The sequence below is a fragment of the Streptomyces sp. NPDC030862 genome (genome assembly GCF_055571835.1).
This window is the reverse complement of sequence record NZ_JBVIEN010000001.1, coordinates 547,843-572,728: the sequence shown is the minus strand read 5'-3', so window position 1 is coordinate 572,728 and position 24,886 is coordinate 547,843. Positions and strand designations below refer to the sequence as shown.

Below are 24,886 nucleotides of genomic sequence, written 5' to 3'. Positions count from 1 at the left end.
GCACCCGTCCCCGTTCGGCTCCAAGGAGTGAGTTCGTCTGTCGACCGCCATCCTCACCGGTCCTCCGGTACCCGGATCGCCGCTCGAGGGCGATCTGCGGTCGCTGGGCTTCGACGTCCGCGTCGCCACGGACCCGCGTGAGACCGCCGCACTGCTCGCCGCCGTCCCGGCCGCCGAGCGCGTCGCGGTCGTGGACCCCCGCTTCGTGGGCCACGTCCACGCCCTTCGCCTGACCCTGACGGACCCCCGCTTCCCGGCGGCCACGGCCCCCGGCGCTCTGACGGCCCAGCCCGAGGCCCGCCCGGCCCTGAGCCGCGCCCTGACGACGCTGAGCGCCGCGGCGGAGGCGGGCGCCTCCCCGGCCGCTGCCGCGGGCGCCACCGCCACCCCGGCGCCCGGCGCCCCCGGCGCCGACGCCGTGCCCGGTTCGGCCGACGGCCCTGCCGCGCACGGCACCGGCACAGCCGCAGACACGGCCCCTGCCACCGCAGGCGCCACGTCCGGCGCCGCGCCGCAGTCCGGCCCCGCCGGCTCGGCGGCTTCGGACCCCGCCCAGGCCCCGGGCGCCGGCCGCCCGCAGGGCGACGACGCCCACGGCGGTGTCCTCACCTTTCCCGACCGCCTCGCGGAGGCGCTCAGCGCCGACGGCGTCGCCGTCCACCGGCCCGAGTTCGGCACGCTCGTCGCCGCCGTACCGGCCGACCCGCAGAGCCGTAAGGAAACGCGGGACGCCGTCGAGGCCGTCGACGACGAAGCCGTACGGCTGCGCTCCGCCGTGAAGGCCCGCGACGGGTTCTTCACCACCTTCTTCATCAGCCCGTACTCGCGCTACCTCGCCCGCTGGTGCGCCCGCCGGGGCCTCACGCCCAACCAGGTCACCACCGCCTCGCTGCTCACCGCGCTCATCGCGGCGGGCTGCGCGGCGACCGGGACCCGGGGCGGGTACGTCGCGGCCGGCGTGCTGCTCCTCTTCTCCTTCGTGCTGGACTGCACCGACGGGCAGCTCGCCCGCTACTCGCTGCAGTACTCCACGATGGGCGCCTGGCTCGATGCGACCTTCGACCGGGCCAAGGAGTACGCCTACTACGCGGGCCTCGCCCTCGGCGCCGCCCGCGGCGGGGACGACGTATGGGCCCTGGCCCTCGGCGCGATGGTCCTGCAGACCTGCCGCCACGTCGTGGACTTCTCCTTCAACGAGGCGAACCACGACGCCACCGCCAACACCAGCCCCACCGCCGCGCTCTCCGACAAGCTCGACAGCCGCGGCTGGACGGTCTGGGCGCGCCGGATGATAGTCCTGCCCATCGGTGAACGATGGGCCATGATCGCCGTCCTCACGGCCGTCGCCACGCCTCGCATCGTCTTCTACGCCCTCCTCGTCGGCTGCGCCTTCGCCGCCTGCTACACCACCGCCGGCCGCCTCCTGCGCTCGGTCACCCGCAAGGCCCGCCGCACCGACCGTGCCGCCCGGGCGCTCGCGGACCTCGCCGACTCCGGCCCGATCGCCGAGCTGGTCGCCCGGGCCGGCCGGCGGCCGGGGATCCGCCCGGTCTTCCGTTCGCCCGCGCTCATCAGCCTGATCGGCGCGGTGTTCCTGCTGGCGTTCGTCTGCCTGGAACCCTTCGGCAGCCCCTTCACGGTCATGGCCGCGGTCGTGTACGCCGTGTGCGCGGGCGGGGCCGTCGCCCGCCCCCTCAAGGGCGCCCTCGACTGGCTCGTTCCGCCCGTCTTCCGGGCCGCCGAGTACGTCACGATCCTCGTCCTCGCCGCCCGCTCCGAGGCCCCGGGAGCCCTGCCCGCCGCATTCGGCCTGGTCGCGGCCGTCGCCTACCATCACTACGACACGGTCTACCGCATCCGCGGCGGCACCGGCGCGCCGCCCGCGTGGCTGGTGCGGACGATCGGCGGCCACGAGGGCCGCACGCTCGTGGTCGCGGTCCTCGCCGCGACCCTGACGGCAGGCGACCACCTCAGCCTCGCGCTCACCGTCCTCGCGGTGGCAGTCGCGCTGGTCGTGCTCGTGGAGTCCATCCGCTTCTGGGTGTCCTCCGGAGCACCCGCAGTACACGACGAAGGAGAACCCGCATGATCGGCCTCGTACTGGCAGCCGGTGCCGGACGGCGTCTGCGCCCCTACACCGACACGCTCCCGAAGGCCCTCGTGCCCGTGGACCCGGCGGGAACCGGTGAGAAGACGGTCCTCGACCTGACCCTCGCCAACTTCGCCGCCGTCGGCCTCACCGAGGCCGCCATCGTCGTCGGCTACCGCAAGGAGGCCGTGTACGCGCGCAAGGCCGAGCTGGAGGCCACGTACGGCCTGAAGCTCACGCTCATCGACAACGACAAGGCCGAGGAGTGGAACAACGCCTACTCCCTGTGGTGCGCGCGTGAGGTCCTGAAGCAGGGCGTCATCCTCGCCAACGGCGACACCGTCCACCCGGTCTCCGTCGAGGAGACCCTCCTCGCCGCCCGCGGCGACGGCCGGCGGATCATCCTCGCCCTCGACACGGTGAAGACCCTCGCCGAGGAGGAGATGAAGGTCGTCACCGCCGACGGCAAGGGCGTCCAGCGGATCACCAAGCTGATGGACCCGGCCACCGCCACCGGCGAGTACATCGGTGTCACCCTCATCGAGCCCGAGGCCGCCGCCGACCTCGCCGACGCGCTGAAGGCCACCTTCGAGCGCGACCCCGACCTCTACTACGAGGACGGCTACCAGGAGCTCGTGCATCGCGGCTTCCAGATCGACGTGGCGCCCATCGGCGACGTCAAGTGGGTCGAGATCGACAACCACGACGACCTCGCGAAGGGCCGTGAGATCGCGTGCCTGTACTGACCCGGCTCATCCCGTCGCCGGTCGTCGTCGACATCCACCGGGGCGCGATGGACGACCTGGCCGGCCTCCTCGCCGACCAGCGCATCTCCGCCTCCGGCAAGCTCGCCATGGCGGTCAGCAACGGCTCCGGGCAGGCGCTGCGCGAGAAGCTCGCGCCGCTGCTCCCGGACGCCGACTGGTACGACGTCGCGGACGGCACCATCGACTCCGCCGTCCGTCTCGCCGACGAGATCAAGGGCAAGCGGTACGACGCCGTCGTCGGCGTCGGCGGCGGCAAGATCATCGACGTGACGAAGTACGCCGCGGCGCGCGTCGGCCTGCCCATGGTCGCCGTCGCGACGAACCTCTCGCACGACGGCATCTGCTCGCCGGTCTCGATCCTCGACAACGACAACGGCCGCGGCTCCTACGGCGTCCCCTCGCCGATCGCCATGGTCATCGACCTCGACGTGATCCGCGAGGCACCGGCCCGGTTCGTCCGCTCCGGCATCGGCGACGCGATCTCCAACATCTCCGCGATCGCCGACTGGGAGCTGTCGCACCGCCACACCGGCGAGCAGGTCGACGGCCTGGCCGCCGCCATGGCCCGGACGGCCGGCGAGTCCGTGCTGCGCCACCCCGGCGGCGTCGGCGACGACGAGTTCCTCATCGTGCTGGCCGAGGCGCTGGTCCTGTCCGGCATCGCCATGTCGATCAGTGGCGACTCCCGCCCCTCGTCGGGCGCCTGCCACGAGATCTCCCACGCCTTCGACCTGCTCCACCCGGGACGCTCCGCGCTCCACGGCGAGCAGGTCGGGCTCGGCGCCGCCTTCGCGATGCACCTGCGCGGCGCCCACGAGCAGTCCGGGCTCTTCGCCGAGGTGCTGCGCAGGCACGGCCTGCCGGTGCTGCCCGAGGAGATCGGGTTCTCCGCGGACGAGTTCGTCGCGGCCGTGGAGTATGCGCCGCAGACCCGCCCCGGTCGCTTCACCATCCTGGAGCACCTCGACCTGTCCACCGACCAGATCAGGGACGCGTACGCCGACTATGCCAAGACCATCCGTAGCTGAACTCCGCCCGGTCGTTCACCCGGAGGGAGTGAAGGACCGGCGCAGCGGTGAGCACTGGGGCGGCCGCCTCTACATGCGCGAGATCTCGCTGCGCGTCACGCGGCTCCTGGTCACCACCCGGGTCACGCCGAACCAGCTCACGTACGTGATGACCCTCGCCGGCGTGCTGGCCGCCCCGGCGCTGCTGGTGCCGGGCGTCTGGGGCGCGGTCCTCGGTGTGGTCGCGGTCCAGCTCTACCTGCTGCTCGACTGCGTCGACGGCGAGGTCGCCCGCTGGAAGAAGCAGTTCTCGCTCTCCGGCGTGTACCTGGACCGGGTCGGCGCCTACCTGTGCGACGCGGCGGTCCTGGTCGGCTTCGGCCTGCGCGCCGCGGACCTGTGGGGCGGCGGCCGGATCGACTGGCTGTGGGCCTTCCTCGGCACCCTCGCGGCGCTCGGCGCGATCCTGATCAAGGCGGAGACCGACCTCGTCGGCGTCGCCCGCCACCAGGGCGGCCTGCCGCCGGTCAAGGACGCGGCCGCCGAGCCGCGCTCCTCCGGCATGGCGCTGGCCCGCCGGGCCGCCGCCGCGCTCAAGTTCCACCGGCTGGTCCTCGGCATCGAGGCGTCCCTGCTCATCCTGGTGCTGGCGGTCGTGGACCAGGTCCGCGGCGACCTGTTCTTCTCCCGCCTCGGGGTGGCGGTACTGGCGGGCATCGCGCTGCTCCAGACGCTGCTGCACCTGGTGTCGGTCCTCGCCTCCAGCAGGCTGAGGTGAGCGCCGTGACCGCGATGAAGCTCGGCGCCGTCATCATCACCATGGGCAACCGCCCCGACGACCTGCGCGCCCTGATCGACTCCGTCCGCAAGCAGGACGGTGACCCGGTCGACATCGTCGTCGTCGGCAACGGCGCCCCCGTCACCGGCGTCCCCGAGGGCGTACGCACCGTCGACCTCCCGGAGAACCTCGGCATCCCCGGCGGCCGCAACGTCGGCATCGAGGCGTTCGGCCCGAACGGCTCCGACGTCGACGCCCTGCTCTTCCTGGACGACGACGGCCTGCTGCCGCACACGGACACGGCCGAGCTGGTGCGTGCGGCGTTCGCCGCCGACCCGAAGCTGGGCATCATCAGCTTCCGGATCGCCGACCCGGACACCGGCGTCACCCAGCGCCGCCACGTCCCCCGGCTGCGCGCCTCCGACCCGATGCGCTCCTCGCGGGTGACGACCTTCCTCGGCGGCGCCAACGCCGTCCGTACGAAGGTCTTCGCCGACGCGGGACAGCTGCCCGGCGAGTTCTTCTACGCGCACGAGGAGACGGACCTCGCCTGGCGGGCGCTCGACGCCGGCTGGATGATCGACTACCGCTCGGACATGGTGCTGCTCCACCCGGCGACCGCGCCCTCCCGGCACGCGGTCTACCACCGGATGGTCGCCCGCAACCGGGTCTGGCTGGCCCGCCGGAACCTCCCCGCGCCCCTGGTGCCGCTCTACCTCGGCGTCTGGCTGCTGCTCACGCTGGCGCGGCGCCCCTCCGTCCCGGCGCTGAAGGCCTGGTTCGGCGGGTTCAAGGAAGGCTGGACCAGCCCCTGCGGACCCCGGCGGCCCATGAAGTGGCGTACGGTATGGCGGCTGACCAGACTGGGCCGGCCCCCCGTCATCTGACAAGCTCGTACCGACAAACCCCGGGCGCACCGGGCGGCCCGCCGGCCGCCCCGCGCCCACCCCCGCCGCGCATCTTGAACACGAAAGTTTCAACTGGTGAGTGAGACAACCCATGACGGAGCGATCGCCGTGACCGCGGCCTCCGCCCCGCCATCTCCGGACGACGGTCTGTCCCCGGCGGAACTGGCCGCCAAGTACGGCCTCTCGGTGAGCGGTGCCCGGCCCAGCCTGCCCCAGTACGTCCGGCAGCTGTGGGGCCGGCGCCACTTCATCCTGACCTTCTCCCGCGCGAAGCTCACGGCCCAGTACAGCCAGGCCAAGCTCGGGCAGCTGTGGCAGGTGGTCACGCCGCTGCTGAACGCGCTGATCTACTTCCTGATCTTCGGCCTGATCCTGAACGCCGCGAAGGGCATGTCGAAGGAGGTGTACATCCCGTTCCTGGTGACGGGTGTGTTCGTCTTCACCTTCACCCAGAGCTGCGTGATCGCGGGCGTACGCGCGATCTCCGGCAACCTGGGACTGGTGCGGGCACTGCACTTCCCCCGTGCCTCCCTGCCCATCTCGTTCGCCCTGCAGCAGCTCCAGCAGCTGCTGTACTCGATGATCGTGCTGTTCGTCATCGTGGCGGCGATGGGCAGCTACCCCTCGCTGAGCTGGCTGCTGATCCTGCCCGCGCTGGCCCTGCAGTTCGTGTTCAACACCGGTCTCGCGCTGGTCCTGGCCCGTCTCGGCAGCAAGACGCCGGACCTCGCCCAGCTGATGCCCTTCATCCTGCGGACGTGGATGTACGCGTCCGGCGTGATGTTCTCGATCCGGGTGATGCTCGCGGACAAGCCGGAGTGGATCGCCAACGTCCTGATGTACAACCCGGCGGCGATCTACATGGACCTGATCCGCTTCGCGCTGATCGACGGTTACGGCGCCGAGAACCTCCCGTCGCACGTCTGGCTCGCGGCCCTGCTGTGGGCGGTCCTCGTCGGCGTCGGCGGCTTCGTGTACTTCTGGAAGGCAGAGGACCGGTACGGCCGTGGCTGAGAACACCAAGGCTGAGGACACCCGGGGCGGCGCCGCGGCCGGTGCCCGCGTCCCCACGGTCATCGCCGACGAGGTGCACATCGTGTACCGCGTCAACGGCGGTTCGTCGGGCAAGGGCAGCGCCACCGCCGCGCTGAACCGCATAATCCGGCGCGACAAGGGCGAGTCGCGCGGCGTGCGCAAGGTGCACGCCGTGCGCGGCGTCTCCTTCACGGCGTACCGGGGCGAGGCCATCGGCCTCATCGGCACCAACGGCTCCGGCAAGTCCACCCTGCTGCGGGCCATCGCCGGCCTGCTGCCCTGTGAGAGCGGCAAGGTCTACACCGACGGCCAGCCCTCGCTGCTCGGCGTGAACGCGGCGCTGATGGGCGACCTGACCGGCGAGCGCAACGTCATCCTCGGCGGCCTGGCCATGGGCATGTCGCCCGAGGAGATCCGTTCGCGCTACCAGGACATCGTGGATTTCTCGGGCATCAACGAGAAGGGTGACTTCATCACCCTCCCCATGCGGACGTACTCCTCCGGCATGGGCGCCCGCCTCCGGTTCGCCATCGCGGCGGCCAAGGATCACGACGTACTGATGATCGACGAGGCCCTCGCCACCGGTGACCGGAAGTTCCAGATCCGCTCCGAGCAGCGCATCCGCGAGCTGCGCAAGGAGGCCGGCACCGTCTTCCTCGTCAGCCACAGCAACAAGTCGATCAGGGACACCTGCGACCGCGTCCTGTGGCTGGAGAAGGGCGAGCTCCTGATGGACGGCCCGACCGAAGAGGTCCTCCAGGCGTACGAGAAGGAGACGAGCAAGCCGTGATCCCGCCGGAAGGGCCCCTGCCGCAGCAGCCGGCGGGGGCCCTTCCGGCGGGCGGCCCGCGCCGCGCCGTTCGTGCGTGTGTTCCCCCGTGTGGAACGCCCCGACGGGGGCCCGGCCGTTGTACAACGTAAGCTGTGCCGGTGCCGATTCACGGCAAGTGGGGCGATACCGCCCGGGTCCCGCCACTCCGGAGGTCCGGCGGCGTGTCCGAAATGGGATGTTTTGGGTCGGCAGTGTAGAACGGGAGACGTGACGGCATTGACGGAAGATCTCCAGCTCCGCGAGAGTGCCGCCGTCCCCGCGCCGGGCAGTCCGCGGTGACAGCCACCCGGCAGGTGCGCCCCGACGCCTCCTCGCGCACCACACTCGACAAGGCCGCGCACGAGAACTTCCCCGTGGCCCCCTTCTTCCTGCCCGCCGCCTGGCGGGACGACCTGATGGCGATCTACGGCTACGCCCGGCTCGTCGACGACATCGGCGACGGCGACCTCGCCCCCGGCGGCGCCGACGCCCGCCACCTGGGCGCCGAGGGCGAGACGGACCGGCTCGCCCTCCTCGACGCCTTCGAGGCGGACCTGTACCGCGTCTTCGACTCCGTCCCCGCCCACCCGCTGCTGCGCGCCCTCCAGCCCACCGTGCGGCGCCACGCCCTGCCCCCCGAGCCGTTCCTGGGCCTGATCGCGGCCAACCGCCAGGACCAGCTGGTACGCCGCTACCAGACGTACGACGACCTCGTCGCGTACTGCGAGCTCTCCGCCAACCCCGTCGGCCGCCTCGTCCTCGGCGTCACCGGCACCACCACCCCCGAGCGCGTCCGCCACTCCGACGCCGTCTCCACCGCGCTCCAGATCGTCGAGCACCTCCAGGACGTCGCCGAGGACCTCGCCCGCGACAGGATCTACCTCCCCGCCGAGGACATGAAGCGGTTCCACGTCACCGAGGACGACCTCGCCCGCCCCACCGCCGGCGCCTCCGTCCGCGCGCTCATCGCCTACGAGGCGGAGCGCGCCCGCCGCCTCCTCGACGAGGGCGCCCCCCTCGTCGGCAGCGTCCACGGCAGGCTGCGCCTGCTGCTCGCCGGCTTCGTCGGCGGCGGACACGCCCAGCTCGACGCGATCGCGGCCGCCGGCCACGACGTACTGCCCGGGCCGCCCAGGGCCACCAAGCCGCGACTGCTGCGCCGAACGGGAGCCGTCCTGCGAAGCGCGCGCAGAGAGGGGTGAGCGGGATCATGGAAGGACAGACGCCCATGTCCGCGCCCGTGCAGGCCGCGTACAGCTACTGCGAGGCCGTCACCGGCCGGCAGGCCCGCAACTTCGCGTACGGCATCCGTCTGCTGCCGACCGAGAAGCGCCAGGCCATGTCGGCGCTGTACGCGTTCTCGCGGCGGGTCGACGACATCGGCGACGGCCGGCTCGACCCGGTCGCCAAGGAGGACCGGCTCGACGCCACCCGCTGCCTGCTCGACCGGATCCGCAAGGACGCCGTCGACGAGGACGACACCGACCCGGTCGCCGTCGCCCTCAGCGACGCCGCGCGCCGCTTCCCGCTGCCCCTCGGCGCGCTCGACGAGCTCATCGACGGCGTCCTGATGGACGTACGCGGTGAGACGTACGAGACCTGGGACGGCCTCAAGGTGTACTGCCGGTGCGTCGCGGGCGCCGTCGGGCGGCTCTCGCTCTCCATCTTCGGCACCACCCCCGGCGCCCGCTCCACCGAACGCGCCGCCGAGTACGCCGACACGCTCGGCCTCGCGCTCCAGCTGACCAACATCCTCCGGGACGTCCGCGAGGACGCGGCCAACGGCCGCACCTACCTCCCCGCCGACGACCTCGCCAGGTTCGGCTGCACGGACGGCTTCCGCGCCGCCACCCCGAGGCCCGGCGCCGACTTCACCGGGCTCGTCCACTACGAGGTCCGCCGCGCCCGCGCGCTGTTCGCCGAGGGCTACCGGCTGCTGCCCATGCTCGACCGGCGCAGCGGCGCCTGCGTCGCCGCGATGGCCGGCATCTACCGGCGCCTCCTCGACCGCATCGAGCGCGACCCGCTCGCCGTGCTGCGCGGCCGCGTCTCCCTGCCCGGCCGGGAGAAGGCGTACGTCGCCGTGCGCGGCCTGTCCGGCCTGGATGCCCGGACCATCTCCCGGCAGACCGTCAGGAGGCACGCCTGATGACCGCATCCGAGGAGGGCGCATGAGCGGCGACGAACCGGCACCGCGCCCCGCGGCCGCCGACCCGTCGGCGGCGCACGAGGCGCGTACGACAGGCGCCCCGGCGCGCCGGCGCTCCCCGGCCGCCGGGCCGTCGGCACCGCGCGCCGTGCCCGACGGCGCCGACCCGGCACGGGAGCGGCACGCCGTGGTCGTCGGCGGCGGGCTCGCCGGGATCACCGCCGCGCTGCGCCTCGCCGAGGCGGGCACCCGCGTCACGCTCCTCGAAGGGCGGCCCCGCCTCGGCGGCCTCGCCTTCTCCTTCAAGCGCGGCGACCTCACCGTCGACAACGGCCAGCACGTCTACCTCCGCTGCTGCACCGCCTACCGCTGGTTCCTCGACCGCGTCGGCGGCGCCCACCTCGCCCCGCTGCAGCCGCGGCTCGACGTGCCCGTCCTCGACGTGGCCCACCCGCGCGGACCCCGCCTCGGCCGGCTGCGCCGCACCGCCCTGCCCGTACCGCTCCACCTCGCCGCGAGCCTGGCGACCTACCCGCACCTCTCGCTCACCGAGCGCGCGAGCGTCGGGCGCGCCGCCCTCGCCCTGAAGAAGCTCGACCCGGCCGATCCCGCCCTCGACGGCGTCGACTTCGCCACCTGGCTCACCCGCCACGGCCAGTCGCCCCGCGCCGTCGAGGCCCTGTGGGACCTGATCGGCGTCGCCACCCTCAACGCCACCGCGCCGCACGCGTCCATGGGCCTGGCTGCGATGGTCTTCAAGACCGCCCTCCTGACCGACCCCGGCGCCGCCGACATCGGCTGGGCCCGCGTCCCGCTCGGCGACCTGCACGACACCCTCGCCCGCAAGGCCCTCGACGCCGCCGGCGTCCGCACCGAGCTGCGGGCCAAGGCCACCGCCGTCTCCCGCGCCGCGGGCGGCCGCTGGCACGTCCGGCTGCCCGGCGAGACCCTGGAGGCGGACGCCGTCGTCCTCGCCGTACCGCAGTACGAGGCCCACGGCCTGCTTCCGAACGGCGCGCTCGACGACCCCGGCGCCCTCCTCGACATCGGCACCGCACCGATCCTGAACGTCCACGTCCTGTACGACCGCAAGGTGCTGCGCCAACCCTTCTTCACCGCGCTCGGCTCCCCGGTCCAGTGGGTCTTCGACCGCACCGACGCCTCCGGATACACCGACGGCCAGTACCTGGCGCTGTCCCAGTCCGCCGCGGGCGACGAGATCGACGAGCCCGTCGCCGTCCTGCGCGAGCGCTACCTGCCGGAGCTGGAACGGCTGCTGCCGGCCGCGCGCGGCGCGAAGGTGCGCGACTTCTTCGTCACCCGGGAGCGGACGGCGACGTTCGCCCCCACGCCCGGCGTCGGACGGCTGCGCCCCACCGTCCACACCCGCGCACCCGGCCTGTACCTGGCGGGCGCGTGGACCGCCACCGGCTGGCCCGCCACCATGGAGGGAGCGGTACGCAGCGGCCTCAGCGCCGCGGGCGCCGCCCTCTCGGCACTCGGCCGCCCCCATGTACATCCGCTCGAGGAGGCGGCATGAGCCTGAGTACTGGAACAAGAGGAGAGACCGTGCCGACTGTGCCCCCGGTGAATCCGGCCGTCGACACCGTGGACGTCACCGCCCTGCTGGAGCGCGGGCGGACCATGTCCACCCCGGTTCTGCGCGAGGCCGTGAAGCGGCTCGCGCCGCCCATGGACACCGTCGCCGCGTACCACTTCGGCTGGATCGACGCCCACGGCCTGCCCGCCGACGGCGACAGCGGCAAGGCCGTACGCCCCGCGCTCGCCCTGCTGTCCGCGGAGGCGGCCGGCGCGACACCGGAGACCGGCGTACCCGGCGCCGTCGCCGTCGAGCTCGTGCACAACTTCTCGCTCCTGCACGACGACCTGATGGACGGCGACGAGCAGCGCCGCCACCGCGACACCGTGTGGAAGGTCCACGGCCCCGCCCAGGCCATCCTCGTCGGCGACGCGCTCTTCGCCCTCGCCAACGAGCTGCTGCTGGAGCTCGGCACCGTCGAGGCCGGCCGCGCCACGCGGCGGCTGACCACCGCCACCCGCAAGCTCATCGACGGCCAGGCCCAGGACATCTCCTACGAGCACCGCGAGCGGGTCACCGTCGAGGAGTGCCTGGAGATGGAGGGCAACAAGACCGGCGCCCTGCTCGCCTGCGCCTGCTCCATCGGGGCCGTCCTCGGCGGCGCCGACGACCGCACCGCCGACACGCTGGAGGCGTACGGCTACCACCTCGGCCTCGCCTTCCAGGCCATCGACGACCTGCTCGGCATCTGGGGCGACCCGGAGGCCACCGGGAAGCAGACCTGGAGCGATCTGCGCCAGCGCAAGAAGTCCCTGCCGGTCGTCGCCGCCCTCGCCGCGGGCGGTCCGGCCTCCGAGCGCCTGGGCGAGCTGCTGACGGCCGACGCCAAGAGCGCCGACCTCGAGAGCTTCTCCGAGGAGGAGTTCGCCATGCGGGCGGCCCTCATCGAGGAGGCGGGCGGCCGCGAGTGGACCTCCCAGGAGGCCCGCCGCCAGCACGCCGTCGCCATCGAGGCCCTGTACCGGGTCGACATGCCGGAACGGGTCCGCGCCCAGCTCATCGCGCTCGCGGACTTCGTCGTCGTACGAAAGCGATGACCGCCATCGGGACCGACATCACCACCCCCGTCCGCACCTCCGTCCCCACCACCATCCGCACCATATGAATCGCTAGTCGCCGGCCGGTGCCCCCGCGTGCACCGGCCGACGGCCCACCCGTAGCCGCAGCACATCCACTGCACGAAGGGGAAGCCATGACAGCGACGACCGACGGAAGCACCGGGGCCCTCGACCCCCGCGCCGCCTCGGCCACCACGACCACCACTCCTACGACGACTACGACGCCCACGCCGCCCACGAGCCCGGCGCCCCCGGCGGCGGGCGACGTCCACGAAGCCGCCGCCCGGGCCGCCGAACGGTCCATCGCCCACCTCCTCGAACGGCAGGACGCCGAGGGCTGGTGGAAGGGCGACCTGGAGACCAACGTCACCATGGACGCCGAGGACCTCATGCTTCGGCAGTTCCTCGGGATCCAGGACGACACGATCACCCGCGCCGCCGCCCTGCACATCCGCGGCGAACAGCGCGAGGACGGCACCTGGGCCACCTTCTACGGCGGACCCGGCGAACTCTCCGCCACCGTCGAGGCGTACGTCGCCCTGCGGCTCGCGGGCGACCCGCCCGACGCCCCGCACATGGCCCGCGCCGCGGCCTGGATCCGGGAGCGCGGCGGTATCGCCGCCGCCCGCGTCTTCACCCGCATGTGGCTGGCCCTGTTCGGCTGGTGGAAGTGGGAGGACCTGCCCGAGCTGCCGCCCGAGCTGATCTTCCTGCCCCGGTGGTTCCCCCTCAACATCTACGACTTCGGCTGCTGGGCCCGGCAGACCATCGTGCCGCTCACCATCGTGTCGGCGAAGCGGCCCGTCCGCCCCGCGCCGTTCGCGCTCGACGAGCTGCACACCGACCCCCGGGTGCCCCATCCGGCCAAGCCCCTCGCCCCGGTCGGTACCTGGGAAGGAGCCTTCCAGCGGCTCGACAGGGCCCTGCACGCCTACCACCGGGTCGCCCCCCGCCGGCTGCGCAAGGCCGCGATGAACACCGCCGCCCGCTGGATCATCGAACGGCAGGAGAACGACGGCTGCTGGGGCGGCATCCAACCACCCGCCGTCTACTCCCTGATCGCGCTCCACCTGCTCGGCTACGACCTGGAGCACCCGGTGATGCGAGCGGGCCTGGAGTCCCTCGACCGGTTCGCCGTCTGGCGCGAGGACGGCGCCCGCATGATCGAGGCCTGCCAGTCGCCCGTCTGGGACACCTGCCTCGCCACCATCGCGCTCGTCGACGCGGGCCTGCGCCCCGACCACCCGGCGCTGGTCAAGGCCGCCGACTGGATGCTCGGCGAGGAGATCGTCCGCCCCGGCGACTGGGCCGTCCAGCGCCCCGGACTCGCCCCCGGCGGCTGGGCGTTCGAGTTCCACAACGACACCTACCCCGACATCGACGACACCGCCGAGGTGATCCTCGCGCTGCGCCGGGTCAAGCACCCCCACCCGGAGCAGATCGAGGCGGCGGTCCGGCGCGGTGCCAACTGGACCGTCGGCATGCAGTCGCGCGACGGCGGCTGGGCCGCCTTCGACGCCGACAACACCAGCCCCTTCCCGAACCGGCTGCCGTTCTGCGACTTCGGCGAGGTCATCGACCCGCCGTCCGCCGACGTCACCGCGCACGTGGTGGAGATGCTCGCGCACGAGGGCAAGGCCCACCACCCCCGTACGCGCCGGGGCATCGAGTGGCTGCTCGCCGAACAGGAGGCGAACGGCGCCTGGTTCGGACGCTGGGGCGTCAACTACGTGTACGGCACCGGGTCCGTGGTGCCCGCGCTCACCGCGGCCGGCCTGCCCGGCTCGCACCCGGCGATCCGCCGCGCCGTCGCCTGGCTGGAGTCCGTCCAGAACGACGACGGCGGCTGGGGCGAGGACCTGCGCTCCTACCGGGAGGAGAAGTGGATCGGTCACGGCGCCTCCACCGCCTCCCAGACCGCCTGGGCGCTGATGGCGCTCCTCGCGGCGGGGGAGCGCGACTCGCAGGCGGTGGAGCGCGGCGTCCGCTGGCTGACCGCCACCCAGCGCGAGGACGGCTCCTGGGACGAGCCGTACTTCACCGGCACCGGCTTCCCGTGGGACTTCTCCATCAACTACCACCTGTACCGGCAGGTCTTCCCGCTCACCGCGCTCGGCCGGTACGTGCACGGCGAGCCCTCCTTCGGCCGCTCCGGCGCGCTCGACAAGGGGGCCTGATGGCGGCAGAACCGGAGCATTCCGGTTTCGCTCACGCTTCCGGGGCGCCGGCGGCGGCGCCGATGGTGATCGCCTGCGCGCTCGGCATCGAGCGGCTCGCGCTGAGCCGCCGCCGTCGCCACGGTGGCAGCCCGCCGGCCGGTCAGGTGACCGTGGTGCGTACGGGCATGGGCCCGCTGAACGCCCAGCTGGCTGTCACCCGGGCGCTGCGGGACGGGGCGCTGGACGGCGCCGCGGTCGTCGCGTCCGGATTCTGCGCCGGGCTGGAGCCGGGCATGCGCCCGGGCGACCTGGTGGTCGCCGAGGAGACCCGTGGCCCCGGCGGCTCCACTCTCTGCACGGGCACGAAGCTGCTGGCCGAGGCGCTGAGGCGGGCCGTTCCCGGCCGCACCGTGCACACCGGCCCGCTGATCGGATCCGACCACGTCGTCCGGGGGCAGGAGCGGGCGCAGCTGTGGGCGACGGGGGCGATCGCGGTCGACATGGAGTCGGCCGCCACCCTGCGCAGCGCCCTCAGCGTCGGCGTCCGGCCCCGCCCGGTTGCGGCCGTCCGGGTGGTCGTGGACGCCCCCGAACACGAACTGGTCCGGATCGGCACAGTGCGCGGGGGAATATCAGCATTCCGCGTTCTTCGTGCCGTATCGCCTGCTTTTCTTGAATGGCACCGTTCTTTGCTGCTCCCCAGGAGGTGAGCCAGATGGCCATGCCGCTCCGCCAAACCATCCGGGTCGGGACCTATCTTTTCCAGCAGAAGCTCCGCAAGCGCGACAAGTTCCCCCTCATCGTCGAGCTCGAACCGCTCTACGCGTGCAACCTGAAGTGCGAGGGCTGCGGGAAGATCCAGCACCCGGCCGGGGTCCTGAAGCAGCGCATGCCGGTCGCCCAGGCGGTCGGGGCCGTCCTGGAGTCCGGTGCGCCGATGGTCTCCATCGCGGGCGGCGAGCCGCTGATGCACCCGCAGATCCACGAAATCGTGCGGCAATTGGTGGCCCACCGGAAATACGTGTTCCTCTGCACGAATGCCCTGCTGCTGCGCAAGAAGATCGAGGACTTCCGGCCGTCGCCGTATTTCGCCTTCGCCGTGCACATCGACGGACTGCGCGAACGCCACGACGAGTCCGTCGCCAAGGAGGGCGTGTTCGACGAGGCGGTGGCGGCCATCAAGGAAGCCAAACGGCGCGGATTCCGGGTCACCACCAATTCCACCTTCTTCAACACCGACACCCCGCAGACCGTCATCGAGGTGCTGAACTTCCTCAACGACGACCTCGGCGTCGACGAGATGATGATCTCGCCCGCGTACGCCTACGAGAAGGCGCCCGACCAGGAGCACTTCCTCGGCGTCGAGCAGACCCGCGAGCTGTTCCGGAAGGCGTTCGCCGGCGGCAACCGGCGGCGCTGGCGGCTGAACCACTCGCCGCTCTTCCTGGACTTCCTGGAAGGCAAGGCCGACTTCCCCTGCACCGCCTGGGCCATCCCGAACTACTCGCTCTTCGGCTGGCAGCGGCCCTGCTACCTGATGGCCGACGGCTACGTCCCGACGTACCGCCAGCTCATCGAGGAGACCGACTGGGACAAGTACGGCCGCGGCAAGGACCCGCGCTGCGCCAACTGCATGGCGCACTGCGGCTACGAGCCGACCGCCGTCCTCGCCACCATGAGCTCGCTGAAGGAGTCGCTGCGCGCGACCCGCGAGACGGTCTCCGGCGGCCGGGGGTGAGCCCCCCGGGAGTGCCCGCCGACACCGCCGGCTGAACCGACCAGAGAGGGGGTCCGAAGCGTGACGTTGCTGGAGAACATCCGGGGGCCGCAAGACCTCAAGGCGCTGGACCGTACACGGCTCGGCGAACTCGCCGACGAGATCAGGAAGTTCCTCATCCAGGCGGTGGCCAGGACCGGCGGGCACCTGGGGCCCAACCTGGGCGTCGTGGAGCTCACCATCGCCCTGCACCGGGTCTTCGACTCGCCCGCGGACCGCGTCCTGTGGGACACCGGCCACCAGTCCTACGTCCACAAGCTGCTCACCGGCCGCCAGGACTTCTCCAAGCTGCGCGGCAAGGGCGGCCTGTCCGGCTACCCGTCCCGCGCGGAGTCCGAGCACGACGTCATCGAGAACAGCCACGCCTCCACCGTCCTCGGCTGGGCCGACGGCCTCGCCAAGGCCAACGAGCTGAGGGGGAGGACCGACCACGTCGTCGCCGTCATCGGCGACGGCGCGCTCACCGGCGGCATGGCCTGGGAAGCGCTCAACAACATCGCCGCCGCCAAGGACCGCCCCCTCGTCATCGTCGTCAACGACAACGAGCGCTCCTACGCCCCGACCATCGGCGGCCTCTCCAGCCACCTCGCCACCCTGCGCACCACCGACGGCTACGAACGCTTCCTCGCCTGGGGCAAGGACGTCCTGCGCGGCACGCCCGTCATCGGGCAGCCGCTGTACGGGTCGCTGCACGGCGCCAAGAAGGGCTTCAAGGACGTCATCGCCCCGCAGGGACTCTTCGAGGACCTGGGCCTGAAGTACGTCGGCCCGATCGACGGCCATGACGTCGAGGCCGTCGAAGCGGCGCTGCGCCGCGCCAAGCGCTTCCACGGCCCCGTGCTGGTGCACTGCCTGACCGAGAAGGGGCGCGGCTACCCGCTCGCCCTGGAGGACGAGGCCGACCGCTTCCACGCGGTGGGCGCGATGGACCCGCTGACCGCCGCGCCGCTCGCCCCGGCCGGCGGACCCTCCTGGACGTCGGTCTTCGGCGACGAGATGGCGGCCATCGGGGCCGAGCGGCCCGACGTCGTGGCGATCACCGCGGCGATGCTCCAGCCGGTGGGGCTCGCGGCGTTCGCCGCGCGCTTCCCCGACCGGGTCTGGGACGTGGGCATCGCCGAGCAGCACGCCGCCGTCTGCGCCGCCGGGCTCGCCACGGCCGGACTCCACCCGGTGGTCGCCGTGTACGCCACCTTCCTCAACCGCGCCTTCGACCAGGTGCTGATGGACGTCGCCCTGCACCGGCTGGGCGTCACCTTCGTCCTGGACCGGGCGGGCGTCACCGGCACCGACGGCGCCTCGCACAACGGCGTGTGGGACCTGTCGGTCCTCCAGGTCGTGCCAGGCCTCCGGATCGCCGCCCCGCGCGACGCCGCCCAGCTGCGGGCGCAGCTGCGCGAGGCGGTCGACGTGCCGGACGCGCCGACCGTGGTCCGCTTCCCGAAGGAGGCGGCGGGTCCGCCGGTCCCGGCCGTCGGGCGCGTCGGCGGTATGGACGTCCTGTACCGGCCCGACCACGGCGAAGCCGACGTGCTGCTGGTGGCCGTCGGCGTCATGGCCCCCGTCTGCCTCCAGGTCGCCGGGCTGCTGGCCGAACGCGGGCTGCCCGCCACCGTCGTCGACCCGCGCTGGGTCAAGCCGGTCGACGACCAGCTCGCGCCGCTGGCCGAGGCGCACCGCCTCGTCGCCGTCGTCGAGGACGGCAGCCGCGCCGGGGGCGTCGGGAGCGCGGTCGGGCAGGCGCTGCGCGACGCCGGGATCGACGTACCACTGCGCACCTTCGGCATCCCGGAGCAGTTCCTGCCGCACGCCAAGCGCGGCGAGGTGCTGGCCGATGTCGGACTCACCCCCGTCGAGATCGCCGGACGGATCAGCGCCGCGCTGGGCAGCAGCACCGCGCCGGCACGCAAGGAGAGCGAAGCATGAGCAAGAAGTTCGATCTGGCGGCGCTGCTCGCCGACCGCGGCGCCGAGCGCTACGACCTGCACGCCCGGCACCTCAACCACCAGCTGCCGCGCATGCTCCACACCCTCGGCTTCGACAAGGTCTACGAGCGGGCCGAAGGCGCCTACTTCTGGGACGCCGACGGCAACGACTACCTCGACATGCTCGCCGGCTTCGGCGTGATGGGCGTCGGCCGCCACCACCCCGTCGTCCGCAAGGCCCTCCACGACGTCCTCGACGCCGAGCTGCCCGACCTCACCCGCTTCGACTGCGCCCCGCTGCCCGGCCTGCTCGCCGAGAGGCTGCTGTCGTACTCGCCGCACCTGGACCGCGCGTTCTTCTCCAACAGCGGCACGGAGGCGGTGGAGACCGCGCTCAAATTCGCCCGGTACGCGACCGGCCGGCCGCGCGTCGTCTACTGCGCGCACGCCTTCCACGGCCTGACCACCGGCTCCCTCTCCGTCAACGGCGAGGAGTGCTTCCGGGACGGCTTCGCGCCCCTGCTGCCCGACACCGCGATCGCGCTCGGCGATCTGGACGCGCTGGAGCGCGAGCTGAAGCGGGGCGACGTGGCCGCCCTGATCGTCGAGCCCATCCAGGGCAAGGGCGTGCACGAGGCGCCGCCCGGCTTCCTGCGCGCCGCCCAGGAGCTGCTCCACCGCCACAAGGCGCTGCTCATCGCCGACGAGGTGCAGACCGGGCTCGGCCGGACCGGCGACTTCTACGCGTACCAGCACGAGGACGGCGTCGAGCCGGACCTGCTGTGCGTCGCCAAGTCGCTGTCCGGCGGCTACGTGCCGGTCGGCGCCACCCTCGGCAAGGACTGGATCTTCAAGAAGGTGTTCTCGTCGATGGACCGGGTGGTCGTCCACTCGGCCAGCTTCGGCTCGAACGCCCAGGCCATGGCGGCCGGCCTCGCAGTCCTGTCCGTCCTGGAGGACGAGGAGATCGTGGCCAACGCTCGGCTCACCGGTGAACAGCTGAAGACCCGGCTCTCGGCGCTGGTGGACCGCTACGAGCTGCTGCACGACGTACGCGGCCGGGGCCTGATGATCGGCCTGGAGTTCGGCCGCCCGTCCTCACTGGGTCTGCGCAGCCGCTGGACCATGCTGCAGGCGGCCCGCAAGGGGCTGTTCGCCCAGATGGTCGTCGTCCCGCTGCTCCAGCGCCACCGGATCCTCACGCAGGTCTCCGGGGACCGCCTGGAGGTGATCAAGCTGATCCCGCCGCTGATCATCGGGGAGCGGGAGGTGGACCGGTTCGTGGCCGCCTTCACCGCCGTCATGGACGAGGCCCACGCGGGCGGCGGCCTGATGTGGGACTTCGGCAAGACGCTGATGAAGCAGGCGGTCGCCAACCGCTGATCTTTTTGCCTCAGAGGCAAGAAAATTGCCTCTCGGGTCCCTTCCTGGCGCAATGGGGGCATGACCACCCCTGCCGGGGCTCCGTCCCCGGAACCGGAAGACCGGAGCGAGCCGCTGCAGGACGTCGCGCCCCGGCTGCGCGAGCTGCGCCGCCGCCGCGGCCTCACCCTGGAGTCCGCGGCCCGGCGCGCGGAGCTGTCACCCGCGCACCTCTCCCGCCTGGAGACCGGTCGGCGCCAGCCCTCGCTGCCCATGCTCCTCGGCCTCGCCCGTGTCTACGGTACGACGGTGTCCGAGCTGCTCGGCGAGGTGCCGCCCGAGCGCGACCCGATCGTCCGCGCCGGGCGCGCCGAGCCCGTGGAGGCGGACGGCTGGACGTACCACCAGGCCGGCGGCGCGGGCCGCGCCCTGCAGGCCCTGCGCGTGGAGGTGCCGTACGCCGCCGGGCAGGGCGATCTCGTACGCGTCCACCCGGGGGAGGAGTGGCTGTACGTCCTCACGGGCCGCGTGCGGCTGGTGCTCGGGGACGTGGCCCACGTCCTCGACCCGGGCGACAGCGCGCATTTCGACTCGCTGACCCCGCACCGCATCGCCGCGGCCGGCCGCCGCGGCGCCGAGCTGCTCTTCGTCCACACGCTGCTGCGGAGCGCCGCGGCCGACCTGTGCCTCGGCGGCACCGGCGCCCACCGCTGACGAACCCCCGGAGAGGGAGAACCCCATGTCCTACGAAGTGAAGTTCCCGCGCGGGCTCGTCATCCGGCTCTTCGCCTACCTGGTGGCGGGCCACCTCTTCGCGGCGTTCCTGTACCTGCTCTTCGCGCTGGGCACCGGCTGACGGCGGCCCGCCCGGCCCCGGGGCTCAGCCCGCGTCGACGAGCCGCTCGCGCAGCCGCTCCCGCGTCTCGGGCGCCAGCTTCAGGCCCTCGGAGAGGTACCGCTCGGTCGTGCCCCAGGTCTCCTCGATCGTCGCGAAGGCCGCCCCCAGGTACTCCAGGCGCGCGTCGAAGAGCGGGCTGAGCAGCTCCATCACCTCGGGCGACATCCCGGCCGGGGAGCTGTCGCTGCGGTGCACCTTGTAGCGGCGGTGCGGGTCGTTGGACTTGAGGTAGTCCGCCTCGATGGCCTCCCGCTCCACGCCGACCGCGAGCAGCGTCACCGCGATCGACAGCCCCGCCCGGTCCTTGCCCGCCGCGCAGTGCATCAGCGCCGGGACGCTGTCCTCGGCGAGGGCGTGCAGCACGCGGCTGTGCTCCGCCGTGCGCTCCTTGATGATCATGCGGTACGACTCCGACATCCGCGCCGCCGCCTGGCCGTCCGCGAGGATGGAGCGCAGCTGGTCGAGGTCGCCGTCGCGAACCATCCGCCAGAACTCGGCGCCGTCGGCCGGGTCGGTGAGCGGGATGTTCACGTTCCGGACGCCGGGGAGCTCGATGTCGGGGCCTTCGAGCTTCTGGTCGGCGGCGTTGCGGAAGTCGAAGATCGTGTGCAGCCCGAGGGAGCCGAGGAACACGGCGTCCTCACCGGTGGCGTGCGCCAGGTGCCCGCTGCGATAGAGCCGCCCGTGCCGGACGCGGAGCCCGTCCACCGTCGGCAGCCCGCCCACGTCCCGGAAATTGCGCACACCGGACAGATCGGGCTCGCTCGACGGGGCCTGCGGCACCTGCTGCGTCACGGGGACTCCTCCGCGTCTGACGTCGGCGCCGGCCGCCGACGATGTCGCGATCCGACGATACGACATTGGGTTCCCAGGGCAATCATCCGCGCGGCCGTGGCCGCGGCCGCCGCGACGGCTCGTCGAGGTATGACGCTTCTGTCCGTATTGGGATGTTCGGCATAACGTGCCCCGATAGAAAGGGAGATGGGCCCCGGCACGTGAGCAGCGTCATAAAAGTGACCGTCCGTGGCCGGGCTTCTTCCACAATTCCCCTGCACCCGGCGGGAATTCATGATCCGTAATCCACGGAGGGTGACCGGTATTCCGTAGCGGTACGGCGCAAAGGAATGCACGCGGGAAAGCGGCGGCTTGTTCGCGCCGACCCGGCTGTCCTACGGTCACCGCAATCCGGCCGGACCGCCGAATCCTGCCGCCGGCCCGGAATTCAGCACCCACCCACGTGTGGCAGGAGCGGGGGACCCAAGGTAAGTCCGCCGAGCCCGGAATTCCGGGACCGGCTCGGGGTTAAGTCGCGTCACCACGCGGCCGGGCATCTCCAGCCCGAACCCGACAGCTCACCTCGCAGGCGCCGGAGAGGAATTCGCCATGCCCGCCAAGGGTAAGCACCGCCGTCCCAAGTCCAGCACGCTCACGCGTGGTTTCGTCGCCGCCGGTACCGGTGGCGCGGCCATCGCCCTCCCGCTGCTCGGCGCCACCGGTGCGCACGCCGCGGAGCAGAGCGCCGCGCCGGCGACCGCTCCGCAGCAGGTCGTCGCCGCCGCGCAGACCGCCCCGGCCGCCGCCAAGCCCGCGCCCCGTACGTACACCGTGGTCGCCGGCGACTACCTCGCCAAGATCGCCCACAACAAGAACGTCAAGGGCGGCTGGCAGAAGCTGTACAAGGACAACCGCGAGGTCATCGGCGAGGACCCGTCGCTGATCCTGCCGGGCATGGAGCTCACCCTCGGTGCCAAGGCCGCCCCGGCCAAGGCGAAGGCCGACGAGGACCGCGGCGAGGCCCGCGCCTCCCGCTCCGCCGCCAAGCCCCAGGCCCCGGTGGCCAAGCCCCAGGCCCCGGCGGCCAAGGCCGCCCCGGCGCAGTCCGCCCCGAAGAGCAGCGCCTCGGGCTTCACTGCCCCGGTCGACTCCTCGATCACCACCCCCTACCGCGCCTCCGGCTCCATGTGGTCCTCCGGCTACCACACCGGTGTCGACTTCGCGGCCTCCTCCGGCACCAGCGTCAAGGCCGTCGGTCCCGGCACCGTCGTCTCGGCCGGCTGGAGCGGTTCGTACGGCAACGAGGTCGTCATCAAGCACACCGACGGCACCTACTCGCAGTACGCCCACCTCTCCCAGCTCTCCGTCTCCTCCGGCCAGAGCGTGAGCGGCGGCCAGCAGATCGGCCTCTCCGGCTCCACCGGCAACTCCACCGGCCCGCACCTGCACTTCGAGATCCGCACCAGCCCCAGCTACGGCTCGGACATCGACCCGCTGGCGTACCTGCGCCAGCACGGCGTCTCGATCTGACGCACCGTCGGCACACCGCCGATCCCGCCCTGCCCGGCACCGTGCCCCACGGTGCCGGGCGGTGGCGTATTCCGGCTTGGGTGAATCTTGACCGGTGGCGTATCTCACGCTACGTCAACCCCTCCTTACGGTCGCGTAGGTCACATGGAAGGAGGCAGGATGTGCTCCCGTGGCAGACGATTCGACCTTCAGAGACAGTGACGTATTCGGGTCGTACGTGGCGATCGGTGACAGCTTCACCGAGGGCGTCGGAGACCCCGGACCCGACGGGACGTTCGTCGGCTGGGCCGACCGCCTGGCGGTGCTGCTCGCCGACCGGCTGCCCGAGCCCGACGACTTCCGGTACGCGAACCTCGCCGTACGCGGCCGGCTCCTCGACCAGATCGTCGAGGAGCAGCTCCCGCGGGCGAAGGAGCTCGCCCCGGACCTGGTGACCTTCTGCGCGGGCGGCAACGACATCATCCGGCCGGGCAGCGACCCCGACGACGTGGCCGAGCGCTTCGAGCGGGCCGTCGCCGACCTGACCTCGGTGGTCGGCACCGTGCTGGTGACGACCGGCTTCGACACCCGCGGCGTGCCGGTACTGCGCCATCTGCGCGGCAAGATCGCCACGTACAACGGCCATGTGCGCGCCGTCGCCGACCGCTACGGCTGCCCCGTGCTGGACCTCTGGTCCCTCAAGACCGTCCAGGACAGGCGGGCTTGGGACGCGGACCGGCTCCACCTGTCCGCCGAGGGCCACACCCGTGTCGCCCTGCGCGCCGGGCAGGTCCTGGGCGTGGAGGTGCCCGCCGACCCGGACCAGCCGTGGCCGCCCCTGCCGCCGCGCGGCACCCTCGAAGTGCGCCGCGACGACATCCAGTGGGCCCGCGAGTTCCTGGTGCCCTGGATCGGCCGCCGCCTGCGCGGCGAATCCTCCGGCGACCACGTCTCGGCCAAGCGCCCGGACCTGCTGCCGCTGTAGGGAGCCGGACCCGCACCCCCGGCTGTCACACCCCCCGCCCATAATGGGAGGCCCGAGCCCTGGAGGTGCCGTGACCGGCTCCGACGCCACGCCCACGCGACCGTCGCGGTCCCGGCCGCGCCCGCTGTGGCCCGCCGCCTTCGGCGCGGACCCGGCGGGGGAGCGCCTGGAGCGCATCCGCCGCTCGCCGCACTTCGCGGACGGGGTGTTCCAGAACCCCGTGGGCGCCCGGCACAGACCCTCCGGCTCGGCCGTCGAGTTCGCGAAGACGTACTTCGAGAAGGAGGGGCGCCGGCGCCGCGCGCCGGCGGGCACCATCCCCGTGCACCCCACCACCGTCGCCGACCTCGCCCGGCCCCCGGCGTCCGGGCTGCGCCTGACGTGGCTCGGGCACTCCAGCGTGCTCGCGGAGATCGACGGCGTCCGCGTCCTCTTCGACCCGGTGTGGGGCGAGCGGTGCTCGCCGTTCCCCTTCGCCGGGCCCCGGCGGCTGCACCCGGTACCGCTGCCCCTGGCCGCGCTCGGCCCGGTGGACGTGGTGGTGATCTCCCACGACCACTACGACCACCTGGACCTGCCGACCATCCGCGCCCTCGCCGCCACGGACACCCTCTTCGCGGTCCCCCTCGGCGTCGGCGCCCACCTGGAGCACTGGGGCGTGCTGGCGTCCCGCCTGCGCGAGCTGGACTGGCACGAGTCGACGGAGGTCGGCGGCGTACGCCTGACCGCCACCCCGGCCCGCCACTTCTGCGGGCGCGGCCTGCGCAACCGGCAGCACACGCTCTGGGCGTCCTGGGCGGTCGCCGGACCGGAACACCGCGTCTACCACAGCGGCGACACCGGCTACTTCCCCGGCTTCCGGGAGATCGGCGCCGAGCACGGCCCGTTCGACGCCACCATGATCCAGATAGGCGCGTACAGCGAGTTCTGGCCCGACATCCACATGACCCCCGCCGAGGGCGTCCGCGCCCACCTGGACCTCCAGGGCGGGGCCGCGGCGGGCGTGCTGCTCCCGATTCACTGGGGCACGTTCAACCTGGCGCCGCACCCGTGGGCGGAGCCGGGGGAGTGGACGAGGGACGCGGCCGAGGAGACCGGCCAGGCGGCGGCGTTCCCGCGTCCGGGCGAGCCGTTCGAGCCGGCGGGGGAAGTGCCGGCGGAGGCGTGGTGGCGGGCGGTGTCGGTTCCGATCGCGCGCCCCTGGCGCCGTCGCCGAAGTGCCGAGCGCGGGGCCGAGACGAGCAGGGGCGATCTGAACCTCGCGGGTGAGCGGTGACGTCGGTCGGGGACGAGCT

At 72.8% G+C, this 24,886-nt stretch carries 22 protein-coding genes and 1 riboswitch; of the genes, 21 read left to right on the top strand and 1 reads right to left on the bottom strand.

All coding sequences use genetic code 11. The features are described from left to right. Positions 1–151: 151 nt before the first annotated feature. The 18 genes from ACZ42X_RS02625 to ACZ42X_RS02540 all read left to right on the top strand — a co-directional run bounded on the left by ACZ42X_RS02625 (position 152) and on the right by ACZ42X_RS02540 (position 20,281). Positions 152–2,089, top strand: coding sequence for a DUF5941 domain-containing protein (locus tag ACZ42X_RS02625; protein WP_468284106.1), 1,938 nt, complete (start codon positions 152–154; stop codon positions 2,087–2,089). Beyond that, the gene (locus ACZ42X_RS02620; protein WP_361415344.1) at positions 2,086–2,835 is read left to right on the top strand and encodes a phosphocholine cytidylyltransferase family protein; all 750 of its coding nucleotides are present in this window, start codon (positions 2,086–2,088) and stop codon (positions 2,833–2,835) included. Before ACZ42X_RS02625 ends, ACZ42X_RS02620 begins: the two co-directional genes overlap by 4 nt. Beyond that, entirely contained in the window at positions 2,823–3,884 is a 1,062-nt protein-coding gene (locus ACZ42X_RS02615) for an iron-containing alcohol dehydrogenase family protein (protein ID WP_468283487.1), read from the top strand. The genes ACZ42X_RS02620 and ACZ42X_RS02615 overlap by 13 nt, the downstream gene beginning before the upstream one ends. Next, a complete protein-coding gene (locus ACZ42X_RS02610) occupies positions 3,862–4,641 on the top strand; it encodes a CDP-alcohol phosphatidyltransferase family protein (protein ID WP_361415341.1) in 780 nt (259 codons plus the stop codon). Before ACZ42X_RS02615 ends, ACZ42X_RS02610 begins: the two co-directional genes overlap by 23 nt. 14 nt (positions 4,642–4,655) lie before the next feature. Next, positions 4,656–5,528, top strand: coding sequence for a glycosyltransferase family 2 protein (locus ACZ42X_RS02605; protein WP_468284104.1), 873 nt, complete (start codon positions 4,656–4,658; stop codon positions 5,526–5,528). Between the two features lie 96 nt (positions 5,529–5,624). Further along, complete coding sequence (locus tag ACZ42X_RS02600; protein ID WP_468283484.1) at positions 5,625–6,563, top strand: ABC transporter permease; 939 nt, start codon at positions 5,625–5,627, stop codon at positions 6,561–6,563. Next, positions 6,556–7,374, top strand: coding sequence for an ABC transporter ATP-binding protein (locus tag ACZ42X_RS02595; RefSeq protein ID WP_468283481.1), 819 nt, complete (start codon positions 6,556–6,558; stop codon positions 7,372–7,374). Before ACZ42X_RS02600 ends, ACZ42X_RS02595 begins: the two co-directional genes overlap by 8 nt. A 317-nt stretch (positions 7,375–7,691) precedes the next feature. Then, a complete protein-coding gene (gene hpnC / locus ACZ42X_RS02590) occupies positions 7,692–8,597 on the top strand; it encodes a squalene synthase HpnC (protein WP_468283479.1) in 906 nt (301 codons plus the stop codon). A gap of 8 nt (positions 8,598–8,605) precedes the next feature. Next, positions 8,606–9,544, top strand: coding sequence for a presqualene diphosphate synthase HpnD (hpnD, locus tag ACZ42X_RS02585; RefSeq protein WP_468283477.1), 939 nt, complete (start codon positions 8,606–8,608; stop codon positions 9,542–9,544). Positions 9,545–9,566: 22 nt separating this feature from the next. Next, the gene (gene hpnE, locus ACZ42X_RS02580) at positions 9,567–11,084 is read left to right on the top strand and encodes a hydroxysqualene dehydroxylase HpnE (RefSeq protein ID WP_468283475.1); all 1,518 of its coding nucleotides are present in this window, start codon (positions 9,567–9,569) and stop codon (positions 11,082–11,084) included. Next, a complete protein-coding gene (locus ACZ42X_RS02575) occupies positions 11,081–12,181 on the top strand; it encodes a polyprenyl synthetase family protein (RefSeq protein WP_468283473.1) in 1,101 nt (366 codons plus the stop codon). Before hpnE ends, ACZ42X_RS02575 begins: the two co-directional genes overlap by 4 nt. Positions 12,182–12,336: 155 nt before the next feature. After that, positions 12,337–14,379: a squalene--hopene cyclase gene (shc, locus tag ACZ42X_RS02570; RefSeq protein WP_468283471.1), complete on the top strand. Its 2,043-nt coding sequence runs from the start codon at positions 12,337–12,339 to the stop codon at positions 14,377–14,379. Further along, positions 14,379–15,071, top strand: coding sequence for a 5'-methylthioadenosine/S-adenosylhomocysteine nucleosidase family protein (locus ACZ42X_RS02565; RefSeq protein WP_468283469.1), 693 nt, complete (start codon positions 14,379–14,381; stop codon positions 15,069–15,071). The genes shc and ACZ42X_RS02565 overlap by 1 nt, the downstream gene beginning before the upstream one ends. 5 nt (positions 15,072–15,076) lie before the next feature. Beyond that, entirely contained in the window at positions 15,077–16,099 is a 1,023-nt protein-coding gene (hpnH, locus tag ACZ42X_RS02560) for an adenosyl-hopene transferase HpnH (RefSeq protein ID WP_361415324.1), read from the top strand. Positions 16,100–16,159: 60 nt separating this feature from the next. Next, positions 16,160–18,064 (top strand): 1-deoxy-D-xylulose-5-phosphate synthase, encoded by a 1,905-nt coding sequence (dxs, locus tag ACZ42X_RS02555; protein WP_468283467.1) that lies wholly within the window; start codon positions 16,160–16,162, stop codon positions 18,062–18,064. Further along, positions 18,061–19,446, top strand: coding sequence for an aspartate aminotransferase family protein (locus ACZ42X_RS02550; RefSeq protein ID WP_468283465.1), 1,386 nt, complete (start codon positions 18,061–18,063; stop codon positions 19,444–19,446). Before dxs ends, ACZ42X_RS02550 begins: the two co-directional genes overlap by 4 nt. A gap of 60 nt (positions 19,447–19,506) precedes the next feature. After that, positions 19,507–20,139: a helix-turn-helix domain-containing protein gene (locus ACZ42X_RS02545; RefSeq protein ID WP_468283463.1), complete on the top strand. Its 633-nt coding sequence runs from the start codon at positions 19,507–19,509 to the stop codon at positions 20,137–20,139. 25 nt (positions 20,140–20,164) lie between these two features. After that, on the top strand, positions 20,165–20,281 hold the full coding sequence (locus ACZ42X_RS02540) for a DUF6126 family protein (protein WP_361415316.1): 117 nt from the start codon (positions 20,165–20,167) through the stop codon (positions 20,279–20,281). Between the two features lie 24 nt (positions 20,282–20,305). On the opposite strand, the gene ACZ42X_RS02535 is transcribed toward ACZ42X_RS02540, so the two are convergent. Then, a complete protein-coding gene (locus tag ACZ42X_RS02535) occupies positions 20,306–21,118 on the bottom strand; it encodes a tyrosine-protein phosphatase (protein ID WP_468283460.1) in 813 nt (270 codons plus the stop codon). A 425-nt stretch (positions 21,119–21,543) separates the two neighbouring features. Next, positions 21,544–21,702, top strand: a riboswitch (cyclic di-AMP (ydaO/yuaA leader). Between the two features lie 4 nt (positions 21,703–21,706). Here ACZ42X_RS02535 and ACZ42X_RS02530 point away from each other — a divergent pair. The 3 genes from ACZ42X_RS02530 (at position 21,707) to ACZ42X_RS02520 (ending at position 24,867) form a co-directional block, all read left to right on the top strand. Continuing rightward, positions 21,707–22,627 (top strand): M23 family metallopeptidase, encoded by a 921-nt coding sequence (locus tag ACZ42X_RS02530; protein WP_468283458.1) that lies wholly within the window; start codon positions 21,707–21,709, stop codon positions 22,625–22,627. A gap of 169 nt (positions 22,628–22,796) precedes the next feature. Next, entirely contained in the window at positions 22,797–23,591 is a 795-nt protein-coding gene (locus tag ACZ42X_RS02525) for an SGNH/GDSL hydrolase family protein (protein ID WP_468283456.1), read from the top strand. A gap of 70 nt (positions 23,592–23,661) precedes the next feature. Continuing rightward, positions 23,662–24,867 carry an MBL fold metallo-hydrolase gene (locus tag ACZ42X_RS02520; RefSeq protein ID WP_468283454.1) on the top strand — a complete coding sequence of 402 codons (1,206 nt, stop codon included), beginning with the start codon at positions 23,662–23,664 and terminating at the stop codon, positions 24,865–24,867. Positions 24,868–24,886 lie beyond the last annotated feature (19 nt).